Genomic DNA, 9,348 nt, shown 5'->3' with positions numbered 1-9,348 from the left:
GCATATAGAGCGGACGTGCAACTTTAGCCAACGATGAAATACGCCTCGCTCACAGGCAATGATCCGGCCCGCACCGGCCGCTCCCCAAGGGCTAAATGGAAGTCAGGCTCGCCCGATCGGATCAGCGCGCCGCATGCCTGGCCAGCGCGTGCTCGATCAGCACGTCGATGGTCTGGCTGTAGCCGATGCCTGAGGCGGCAAGCGCCTTGGCATACATCGAGATGTCGGTGAAGCCGGGAATGGTGTTGACCTCGTTGACAAGCAGGCTGCCGTCGGTGCGCAGGAAGAAATCGACGCGCGCCATGGCTTCGCAGCCAAGCGCCTGGAACGCCTGCCGCGCCATATCCCTGGCCTTTTCGGCCACATCGGCCGGGACATCGGCGGGCACCTTGACCAGCGCGCCGTCGGCATCGAGATATTTGGCCTCATAGGTGTAGAAGCCGTGCTTGCCGGCCGGAATGATCTCGCCGGGCAGCGACACCGTCAGCGACCCGTCGGCGCGCCCCAGCACCGAGAACTCGATCTCGCGGCCCTCGACGAATTCCTCGATCAACACTTTGCCGTCGTAGCGGAAAGCCGTGTCGATGGCCTGCTCGAAGCCGTCCCTGTCATTCACCTTGCTGACCCCGAAGGACGAGCCCTGGCGCGCCGGCTTGGCGAAGAAAGGCAGGCCGAGCGTCCCGGCAATCTCCTGGAAGGAATGCTTGCCGTTTCGATGCACGGTGACGGAGCGGGCAACCGCCAGTCCCGCCTCGCGCATCAGCCGCTTGGCGACGTCCTTGTCCATGGCGGCGGCCGAGGCGAGAATGCCGCAGCCGACATAGGCGACATCGGCGACCTCGGCATAGCCCTGCACCGAGCCGTCCTCGCCGAACGGCCCGTGCAGCACCGGGAACACGACGTCGATGGGGGGCAGCTCAGGCTGCGTACCATCCCGCGACACCGCAACCAGCCGGCCCTTGCCGCCGGGCAACAAAGCAACCTCCGGGCCGTCTTCGGAGGCCGGCGCCCCTGCCGCCTCATCGCCGATCGCCGCGGCGCGATCGAGTTGTTGCAGCAGCCACCTGCCGCCTCGCGAAATGGCGATCGGCACGATATCGTAGCGCGTGCGGTCGATCGCCTTCAGCACATTGGCGGCCGAAAGGCGCGACACGTCGTGCTCGGCCGAACGCCCGCCATAGAGGATGGCCACTCTTGTCTTGTCGGTCATCGAAATCCCTCGACTGTCAAAAAATCAAATGGCGACGGCAATGCCGCGATTGGCAAAGAAGCGGTCGAAATCGGCCGGTGACAACACTGCGTCTGCCTGTGTGGCGGGCTCATGGCCGGACGGGTTGTGAAAGCGGAAACCTTCGTCGGATGCCGCGGTGATCAGCACCAGATGGCCGCCCTTCGAGGGCGGCTCACGCTCGGGCCAGCGGATCGAGCTGCTGACCGACGCGATGAAGAAGCGCGTCCGCTGCATGATCGCCGGAATGTCTGATGTGGCGACATTGGTCATCACCTCGGCGCGCAGGCCGAAAGCTTCCTTCACGAAGCTGACGAAGGGCGCGTAGATCAGCCCCTTGATCGATCTCTCATTGACGACATAGCCGCCATATAAGGTGCAGCGCCTGGCAAGCTCGATCGTCGGCACGATCTCGCCGCGGCTGGCCAGAATCATCTTAAGGCAGGCCATGCCGCAGATGTTGGCGGCCCAGATTGCGTATTCGTCGAGGGTCTCCGCCCCGGATCGCCTCCACAGCGGATCGCGCCTGAGCGCAACATCCGCGCCGTCGGCGAGCACGTCCAGCGTCATGTCAGGCGTTTCCCACTGGCTGAAAAACGGCACGGTTTCAGGCGGCGGGCTCATGCGGTCTCCTCGGTCGGCTGGTTCCATCTCGTATACGAGGATACGAGATGGATGAAAAGCCGTGACATTCAGTGGCGCGACCCAGAAGATGTCATCTTCCGTTTCGGTCAACCATCGCTGACATCCGGGGTTAGCGGAAGCCTCTCCCGCCTTCGTCATCCACAGGCGGAGCAGGAGCGAAGCTCCGTCGCGGAGACCCGAGGATGACGAACGTGGTGAATGCTGCGCGCCGCCTACTCGGCCTTCGCCCAGCCGAAAACCAGCCACGCATATTTCGATTTTTCGTAGGGTTCGACAGTGTAGGTCATCTGCATGTCGCCGTCCTTGGCGTAGATATCCAGCCGGGGCGCCGTATCCAGCTCGAGCCACGCCGAACTCTTGCTGAACGACCAGGTTCCGCACCAGACGCAAGGCCCCGACGTCGGATCTCCGGGCTGGTGAAAATTGTAGCGGCCGTCCGCCGTGATCTCCAGATAATCGAACGCCCCGTAAAACGCGGTCACCGTCTGCTGGAACTCACTGGCGGCCGCTTCCTGTTCCGGTGTCGGCGCATCCTTCATATCGCGCGGCGGCCGGATGGCTCCGCCGTTGAGTTTCCATTTGCCGACAAAATCCTTCTCGGTCGGAAGATATTCCTCCTGGGCCTGCGCCGATGAAATATAAGCAAAGGATGATATACTTGTGAGGCCAACGGCCCCGATCGCAAATAGAAGCGTGGCGGCACAGATCGCCCTTGCTGGGTTTTGCATAAAAAAAATATCTCCACGGGGGGTAAGGGGAGTTTTATTGAAAATTTGTGGCGGACGTTGCTTCGGGACCGATTCCCACCCGCCATTTGCACGGTTAGCATCGGGGCCACCGATCTGGCAACGCAAGGCAGCCTCTCTCCAGCATCGCCCATGCGTCCGCGATCCCGGCCGGCTGAATATCGGCAGCTTAGAAGGTGATCTTCACCGAAGCGGCGCTGCGACGATGCGGGCCGTGATGGACGGCCTCGATGTTGTTGCCGTCCGGATCGAGCAGGAAGGCGGCGTAATAGCCGGGGTGATAGGGCCGTTCGCCCGGCGCGCCATTGTCCGTGCCGCCGGCCGCCAGCCCGGCCTTGTAGAAGCCGTCGACCATGGCGTGGTCCCTTGCCTGGAAAGCCAGGTGATGGCGGCCGGTGAGTTTTCCCTGTGCGGCCCGGCTGTCGGCAGTGGAGACAAACAGCTCGTCGGCCCAGAAAAAGTCGGCGCCGCTACCTCCGATCGGGACATCGAGCGCCTGCAGGACCGCCTCGTAGAAACGCCGGCTGGCCGCGAGGTTTCTGACCACCAGTTGGATGTGGTCGATGAGCCGGCCGCGATGCAATTCCTGGGTTTCCATGAAAACGCCTCCTCGTGTGGGTTCGAATTTAGGTTGGGATAGGGCGTCGTCAATGCGGATACTTCCCAGCAAACAAAGGGCCCGCCGGGAGGGGATCCGGCGGGCCTTTGGAAAGCATGTCTAGCCTTCAGGGGTCTGAGGGGGGGATCAGACCTGGTAAGAACCTTTGTTGGCCGCGGAGGTTCCACCCGAACAAAAAAATTGCCGATGGCCCGTCCGCGGAATTCAAGCAGTGGAGGCGATTTCTTCGCGAGACCACTCACAGTTTGGAACTTTCCGCTCGCAACCGGGTTTGGTGGCGCGGTGGGAGGAATTGCGATTGGATTGTTTTCAGAGGCTCGAAGCGCTGGTCGACAGCGCCGGTCTCGACGATATCGAGGAAGCAACCGCTCTGCTGCGCCGGTTCAAGGGCAGGTCGCGCGAGGTCGCGGCAGCCATCGACGAATTCATGCTCGATTTCATGACCTTGGTCTTCGTCGTCGAAAACGGCGAAGAAGGTTTCGAAAGGCCGGTCCGCAAGCTCGCTCGCACCAGGCTTTCAAAGCTTGAGCGGCTGGTGACTGTAACGGCGGAGGAAAAGCCGGCTTCCAGCGCCGGCCTATCCCTTCAGGATGGCGGCTAGCCTTGGAATGCCTTCGCTCACCGCGCGCCGGTCGGCGAGCGTGAAGGACAGCCGCAGCGTGTTGCGCCCGGTGCCATCGGCATAAAAGGCGTTGCCCGGCACGAAGGCGACCCGCGCTTCCTTCACCGACCGAGCCAGAAGCTCGGTGGCGTCGGCCCCTTCCGGCAGTGTCACCCAGACGAACATGCCGCCTTCCGGGCGGCTCCAGGTCACGCCTTCGGGCATGTGGGCTTCCAGTGCCGAGAGCAGCCCGTCGCGGCGCTCGCGATAGGCGTCGATGAGTTTTTCCACCTGGCCTTCGAACACGGCTTCGGCGACGCGATGCATCACCACCTGGTTGATCGACGGGCTGTGCAGGTCCGAAGCCTGCTTCATCAGCACCAGCTTCTCGACAATGTGGCGCGGCGCGCACACCCAGCCGACCCGCATGCCCGGCGACAGGATCTTCGAGAACGAGCCGCAATAGAGCGTGCGCGCCTTGTCGATGCCGCCGGACCGGGCACAATCGAGCGCCAGGATCGGCGGCTCGCCATCGCCGTCATAGCGCAGCGCGCGGTAAGCGGCATCCTCGAGGACGGCGATGTCGAGTTCGCCGGCAAGGTCGAGCACCGCCTCGCGCTGCTCACGGTTCAGCGTGTTGCCGGTCGGGTTGGCGAAATCCGGCACCAGATAGGCGAATTTGGCCTTGCCGCCATTGGCGGCCGCCGCCGCGCGATAGGCATCGGGCGTCATGTTGCCGCCGGCCGGGGTCAGCCGGTCGTAGCGCGGCTCATAGGCGTTGAAAGCCTGCAGCGCGCCGAGATAGGTCGGCCACGTCACCAGCGCGGTGTCGCCCGGCGACAGGAACAGCTTGCCGAGATAATCCAGCGCCTGCTGCGAGCCGGAGGTGATGAAGATGTTGGCCTCGTCGCAGGCGACGCCGAGCTTGCCCATCTGCCCGGCGAGCCAGCGCCGCAACGGCAGATAGCCTTCCGAGACCTGGTACTGCAGCGCAGCGCCCGCCTCGGCGCCACCCAGCACATCGGCATAGGCGTCGCGGATCGCCTCGGCTGGGAACAGCGCCGGATCGGGAATACCGCCGGCAAACGAGATGATGTCCGGCTGGTCGAGCAGCTTCAGCAGCTCGCGGATTTCGGACGCTTTCATGCGCGACGAGCGCGAAGCCAACAGGTTCATAAGGGTCACGGCACGCCTCCCCGACGCTGCAATATAGGTCAACTTGACTGACCTATATCCCCTCTTGGCCGCGAATTGAAGTGTGCCTGAACGGTTTCCCGAATGCGCCAGCACTGGCGCACTGCTCGAACGCCGCGAGCAGTTCCACAAAAGTGTTGCAGCGTTTTCCGACCGCCTAAAGGCTCTTCTTGTAGCCGAGATGGCTGCCGGTGAAGCCGAGGCTTTCGTAAAAACGATGCGCGTCCGCCCGCCCTTTGTCGGTGGTCAGTTGAACGAGGCCGCAGCCGCGCGCGCGGCACGCGTCGATCGCCCATTCGATCATCTGCCTGCCGATGCCGTCCGAGCGCCTGTGGCCGGCGACCCGAACCGCCTCGATCTGGCCGCGCCACGCGCCCTTGCGCGAGAGCCCGGCAAGGAAAGATATCTGCAAGGTGCCGACCACCTCGCCGCCATCCACGGCCACCGCCAGCAGCTGATTGGGATCGGCGTCGATGGCGTTGAAAGCGTCGACATAACCTTGCGCCAGCGGCAAGGAAGCGTCCTCGCGGCCGGCGCCAAGCGGGTCGTCGGCCAGCATGGCCACGATATCAGGCAGGTCGGAGGCTTGCGCACGGCGGAAGGTGATCATGGTGTCGAGATATCGCGAGGCGGCGGCAGCGGCAAGATTTGAATACGTTCCCACTAGGCGCGGGCTAAACTTCGCCCTCATAAACCCGCTGCGCCTGCGTCAGCGCCTCATCGAGCCGCGCGCCCTCGGCATATCCAGCCAGGTTCCGTGGCCGCTCCATGTCAGGCATCAGCCTCGGACACGGCTCGGCGGCGCCGACCACCATCCGCACCGGGATGACGCCGGCCCAAACCGGATGCCCGTAATCCTCCTCGTCGTCGCCGACGCCCTTGGCGCGCACCTTCGCCGATGCCTCTTCAATACGCATGCCGATCACCGTCGTCGCCTTGGCCTCCTGCGCCGAGATCGGCCTCAGGGTCTCGCTCCGGCCGGGATAGAAACGGTCGACGACGCCGGCCAGCGCCTTCAGTTTCTCCTGCGGCTCGTCGACGATTCGCGCCGTGCCGAAACACATCGCCGAGCGATAGTTGGCCGAATGGTTGAAGCCCGAGCGCGCCAGCACCAGCCCGTCGAGATGCGACACCGTGAGACAGGCCGGCGTGCCGCCGCGCAGATTGCGCAGCATGCGGCTGGCCGACGAGCCGTGCCAGTACAGCATGTCGTCCTCGCGCCAGTGGATGGTCGGCGTGCAATAGGGCTGGCCGTCGAACGTATAGGCGACATGGCACAGCAGCCCGGCATCCAGCACCGCGAAGACTGCCGCATGGTCGTAGCTGCCGCGCTCGTGCAGGCGCTTGACGCGGTTGCGGCTGGTGGTCGGAAAACTGGCTGGCGTGTCGTTCACGGCTTGCATCCTTGGTTGTCGTCTGCCAACCATGCGCCATGACATTGGTCGATAAAAGAACCAATCCCATGAAGAAAAACCAGACCAATTTTCCGGATTGGTCGGCGCTGATCCCGGTCCTGCCGGGCGACGGCCCGCGCAGCCGCGAGCTCTATGCGGCGCTCAGGCGGCTGATCGAGACCGGCGCGCTGGCCGCCGGGGCGAAACTGCCGACCACCCGGGATCTCGCACAGCGCTTCGGCCTGTCGCGTTCGGCGGCGGTTACCTGTTTCGAAATGCTGATCTCGGAGGGGTTTGCGGTCGCCAAGGTCGGCGCCGGCACCTTCGTCGCGCCTGATGTGCCGCATCTGCCGCTGACGCTGATCAAGCCGCGTCCAGCGGAGATCGAGGTCGCGGCGTCGCTACCTTGCGGCCTTGGCGTTGCGGTCTCCGATCCGCGCACGCTTGATATGTTTCGCATCCTTCTGTCGCGCCACCTCACCCGCCCCGGATCGGAGCATTTCCGCTATGGCGATCCGCGCGGCGGCCTGCCGCTGCGCACGGCAATTGCCACCTATCTCAGGACCGCACGCGGCGTGCGCTGCGACGCCGGCCAGATCGTGCTGACGTCGGGCACACAGCAGGGGCTCGATCTCCTGGTGCGTGCAGCACTTCGTCCCGGCGATGCCGTCTGGATCGAAAACCCCTGCTATCCCATGGCGCACGCCGTGCTGGCCGGCAGCGGGGCCAGGGTTTTTGGCGTACCCGTCGACGCGGAAGGGCTCGATCCCGAGATCGGCGAAAGCCTGTGCTCCAAGGCGCGCGCGGCCTATGTCACGCCCTCGCATCAATATCCGCTCGGCGTGACGATGACGATGCGCCGCCGTCTCGCTTTGCTCGACTGGGCGCGGCGCAACGATGCCTGGATCATCGAGGACGACTACGACAGCGAGTTCCGCTATGCCGGCCCGCCGCTGACCTCGCTGCAGGGCATGGACGGCTCGGGCCGTGTCGCCTATCTCGGCACCTTCTCGAAAATCCTCTTCCCCGGCCTGCGCATCGGCTATGTCGTGGTGCCCGAAGCGCTGCTCGATGCCGTCATGGCGGTCAGGGCGCGCTCCGACCGCTTCCCCTCGACGTTGGCCGAAGGCGCGCTGACCGACCTGTTGAACGAGGGCCATTTCGCCGCGCATCTCAGGCGCGTGCGCCGCCGGGTGCAAGCCGCGCGCGACGTGCTGGTCGCCGGCCTCGAGACGCATTGCGGCGATGCCCTCGAAGTAACCGTGCCCGAACAGGGGCTGCACTTGATGGCGACGCTGAAGCACGCCGGGCCGGACACGGCGATCGTCGAGGCGGCGAAGGCGGCAGGTGTCGGCGCCAGGGCCTTGTCCTCGATGTTCATCGGCGGGGCGTCCCGGCAAGGCCTGGTGCTGGGTTTTTCCGGGTTTTCGGACGAGGAACTGATGGCCGCGACGGTACGACTGGGTGGGGTGATGGGCCGCAGTCCCGGCCGCCAAACTACCTGATCCTGCTCAAACAATCCTAGGGCGAAGCAGGAGCGCAGCTCCGTCTCGGAGGCCCTCGGATGACGAAGTCCTCAATCCCCATCGGCGGGCTGGGCCTTGCCGCACTGCGCCAGCACCTTGCCGATGGCCGCGCTTGAACCCTTCAGCGGAAAGCTGATCTCGCCATATTTGGCTGAACTGACCGACACATCGCCCTTGCCGCGCAACAGGTCGAGCAGCGGATCGGCTTTCGCCAGGTTGACCACGAAGTAGTTGTACATGGCCTCCAGCTGCAGCGCCTTAGTTACCGTCTTGCCGTCGGCCTTGAACGCGAACGAACCGCTGATGCCAGGCTCCAATTGCTGGCCGTTGGCGCCGAGATCGTAGCTCAGCACCGGCGTGTCGAAACAGGTCAGCATCAGATACGCATCGCCTTTCGGCCCGCCGCAGACCGAGGCCGTCAGCACGCTGCCGCCCTCGTCTTCCTCCATCCTGGCGCTCCAGCCGCCGCACGACGCGGCAAACGCCGGTTGCGCGGCCTGCAGGACCGCTACCGCACCGGCGACGACGAGATGTGCAACTCTCATGGCTCCCCCAATTGACTGCCTTCAGGGCATTTGCAGCGCCCGTCGCCAGCATATAGGAAAAAGCGATCCGATGGCATTGCCCCTTGCGGCAGCCGGTCCTGTTTCGCGGAGAGTTGGATTGAGAGCCTGCATTCGCCTGTGTCTGTCCTTTGCCGCCCTGCTGGCCTTGCCGCTCACCGCTCATGCCGAGTGGAAGCCGGTCGAGAAGATCGAGCCCTACGCGATCTCGGGCCAGTCCGGCGCCGAACTCTACCGCTCGATCGGCGAGAAAGGGCCAAAGCTCGGCATTGCCCGCGCCATCGCCTACACCAATTTCAAGCTGACCTGGGGGCTAAGGGATTACAAGCCCAGCGGCAAGGACTGCGTGCTGACGGCCGGGCGGCCGAAGCTGATCGTCACCTACACTTTGCCGAAACCCTCCCGCTCCCTGCCGCCGGCCGTCCAGAAGAACTGGGACACCTTCATCGCCGGCGTCGCCGCCCATGAGAAGGTGCATGGCGCCAGCATGGTCCAGATGGTCCACGACATCCAAGCCGCGACGGACGGCCTGACCGTCGCCGACGATCCCGAATGCAGCAAGACCAGGGCCGAGGTGGTCAAGCGGCTCGACGCGATCTCGAAGGCGCGGGTGCAGGCAAGCCGCGACTTCGACCGTATCGAATTCGGCAATGGCGGGAATTTGCAGAAACTGGTTTTTTCGCTCGTGACCGGCCCCTGAAGCCACCTGACACGGATCAGGAGGCGGGCACTGATGACTTACCAGGAGCAGCAATTGAAGCTGCCGATCTCCCCCCTTGCGAGGGAGATGGCCGGCAGGGCAGAGGGGAGTCTGACAGAACTCGGCCCCTTC

Annotated in this window: 11 protein-coding genes; 3 read left to right on the top strand and 8 right to left on the bottom strand. The window is 64.4% G+C overall.

Annotation, left to right across the window (positions count from 1 at the left end; genetic code table 11):
- Positions 1 to 121 precede the first annotated feature (121 nt).
- The 4 genes from EN990_RS19395 to EN990_RS19380 all read right to left on the bottom strand — a co-directional run bounded on the left by EN990_RS19395 (position 122) and on the right by EN990_RS19380 (position 3,217).
- The gene (locus tag EN990_RS19395) at positions 122 to 1,210 is read right to left on the bottom strand and encodes a D-alanine--D-alanine ligase family protein (RefSeq protein WP_127369041.1); all 1,089 of its coding nucleotides are present in this window, start codon (positions 1,208 to 1,210) and stop codon (positions 122 to 124) included.
- Between the two features lie 24 nt (positions 1,211 to 1,234).
- Positions 1,235 to 1,852, bottom strand: coding sequence for a C39 family peptidase (locus EN990_RS19390; RefSeq protein WP_127369040.1), 618 nt, complete (start codon positions 1,850 to 1,852; stop codon positions 1,235 to 1,237).
- A gap of 233 nt (positions 1,853 to 2,085) precedes the next feature.
- A complete protein-coding gene (locus EN990_RS19385; protein ID WP_013530757.1) occupies positions 2,086 to 2,601 on the bottom strand; it encodes a hypothetical protein in 516 nt (171 codons plus the stop codon).
- 187 nt (positions 2,602 to 2,788) lie between these two features.
- Entirely contained in the window at positions 2,789 to 3,217 is a 429-nt protein-coding gene (locus tag EN990_RS19380; RefSeq protein ID WP_013530756.1) for a VOC family protein, read from the bottom strand.
- Between the two features lie 319 nt (positions 3,218 to 3,536).
- Between EN990_RS19380 and EN990_RS19375 the strand changes: the two genes are divergently transcribed.
- Positions 3,537 to 3,839, top strand: a complete 303-nt coding sequence (locus tag EN990_RS19375) for a hypothetical protein (protein WP_245459131.1) — start codon at positions 3,537 to 3,539, stop codon at positions 3,837 to 3,839.
- On the opposite strand, the gene EN990_RS19370 is transcribed toward EN990_RS19375, so the two are convergent.
- The 3 genes from EN990_RS19370 to EN990_RS19360 form a co-directional block, all read right to left on the bottom strand.
- The gene (locus EN990_RS19370) at positions 3,816 to 5,015 is read right to left on the bottom strand and encodes a PLP-dependent aminotransferase family protein (RefSeq protein WP_206524262.1); all 1,200 of its coding nucleotides are present in this window, start codon (positions 5,013 to 5,015) and stop codon (positions 3,816 to 3,818) included. The genes EN990_RS19375 and EN990_RS19370 overlap by 24 nt on opposite strands.
- A 175-nt stretch (positions 5,016 to 5,190) precedes the next feature.
- Positions 5,191 to 5,643 carry a GNAT family N-acetyltransferase gene (locus EN990_RS19365; RefSeq protein ID WP_127384752.1) on the bottom strand — a complete coding sequence of 151 codons (453 nt, stop codon included), beginning with the start codon at positions 5,641 to 5,643 and terminating at the stop codon, positions 5,191 to 5,193.
- A 64-nt stretch (positions 5,644 to 5,707) separates the two neighbouring features.
- A complete protein-coding gene (locus EN990_RS19360) occupies positions 5,708 to 6,460 on the bottom strand; it encodes a pyridoxamine 5'-phosphate oxidase family protein (protein WP_063168570.1) in 753 nt (250 codons plus the stop codon).
- A gap of 35 nt (positions 6,461 to 6,495) precedes the next feature.
- Between EN990_RS19360 and EN990_RS19355 the strand changes: the two genes are divergently transcribed.
- Complete coding sequence (locus EN990_RS19355; RefSeq protein WP_127384749.1) at positions 6,496 to 7,932, top strand: PLP-dependent aminotransferase family protein; 1,437 nt, start codon at positions 6,496 to 6,498, stop codon at positions 7,930 to 7,932.
- Between the two features lie 71 nt (positions 7,933 to 8,003).
- Here the strand turns inward: EN990_RS19355 and EN990_RS19350 are convergent, their stop codons facing one another.
- Complete coding sequence (locus EN990_RS19350; RefSeq protein WP_244506842.1) at positions 8,004 to 8,498, bottom strand: hypothetical protein; 495 nt, start codon at positions 8,496 to 8,498, stop codon at positions 8,004 to 8,006.
- Between the two features lie 118 nt (positions 8,499 to 8,616).
- Here EN990_RS19350 and EN990_RS19345 point away from each other — a divergent pair, with 118 nt between their 5' ends.
- Positions 8,617 to 9,216 carry a DUF922 domain-containing protein gene (locus EN990_RS19345; protein WP_027160753.1) on the top strand — a complete coding sequence of 200 codons (600 nt, stop codon included), beginning with the start codon at positions 8,617 to 8,619 and terminating at the stop codon, positions 9,214 to 9,216.
- The last annotated feature ends 132 nt before the right edge of the window (positions 9,217 to 9,348 follow it).

This window comes from Mesorhizobium sp. M7A.F.Ca.US.005.03.1.1, assembly GCF_003997975.1.
Lineage (GTDB): Bacteria > Pseudomonadota > Alphaproteobacteria > Rhizobiales > Rhizobiaceae > Mesorhizobium > Mesorhizobium ciceri.
Note: the sequence above shows the minus strand (reverse complement) of the source record. Positions and strands in the feature narration are given on the sequence as shown.

Excerpts from the sequence above, each read along its gene's own strand:
- EN990_RS19390 (WP_127369040.1), bottom strand. The coding sequence starts at position 1,852 with ATGAGCCCGCCGCCTGAAACCGTGCCGTTTTTCAGCCAGTGGGAAACG.
- EN990_RS19355 (WP_127384749.1), top strand. The coding sequence starts at position 6,496 with ATGAAGAAAAACCAGACCAATTTTCCGGATTGGTCGGCGCTGATCCCG.
- EN990_RS19380 (WP_013530756.1), bottom strand. The coding sequence starts at position 3,217 with ATGGAAACCCAGGAATTGCATCGCGGCCGGCTCATCGACCACATCCAA.
- EN990_RS19360 (WP_063168570.1), bottom strand. The coding sequence starts at position 6,460 with ATGGTTGGCAGACGACAACCAAGGATGCAAGCCGTGAACGACACGCCA.
- EN990_RS19370 (WP_206524262.1), bottom strand. The coding sequence starts at position 5,015 with ATGAACCTGTTGGCTTCGCGCTCGTCGCGCATGAAAGCGTCCGAAATC.
- EN990_RS19365 (WP_127384752.1), bottom strand. The coding sequence starts at position 5,643 with ATGATCACCTTCCGCCGTGCGCAAGCCTCCGACCTGCCTGATATCGTG.
- EN990_RS19385 (WP_013530757.1), bottom strand. The coding sequence starts at position 2,601 with ATGCAAAACCCAGCAAGGGCGATCTGTGCCGCCACGCTTCTATTTGCG.
- EN990_RS19350 (WP_244506842.1), bottom strand. The coding sequence starts at position 8,498 with ATGAGAGTTGCACATCTCGTCGTCGCCGGTGCGGTAGCGGTCCTGCAG.
- EN990_RS19395 (WP_127369041.1), bottom strand. The coding sequence starts at position 1,210 with ATGACCGACAAGACAAGAGTGGCCATCCTCTATGGCGGGCGTTCGGCC.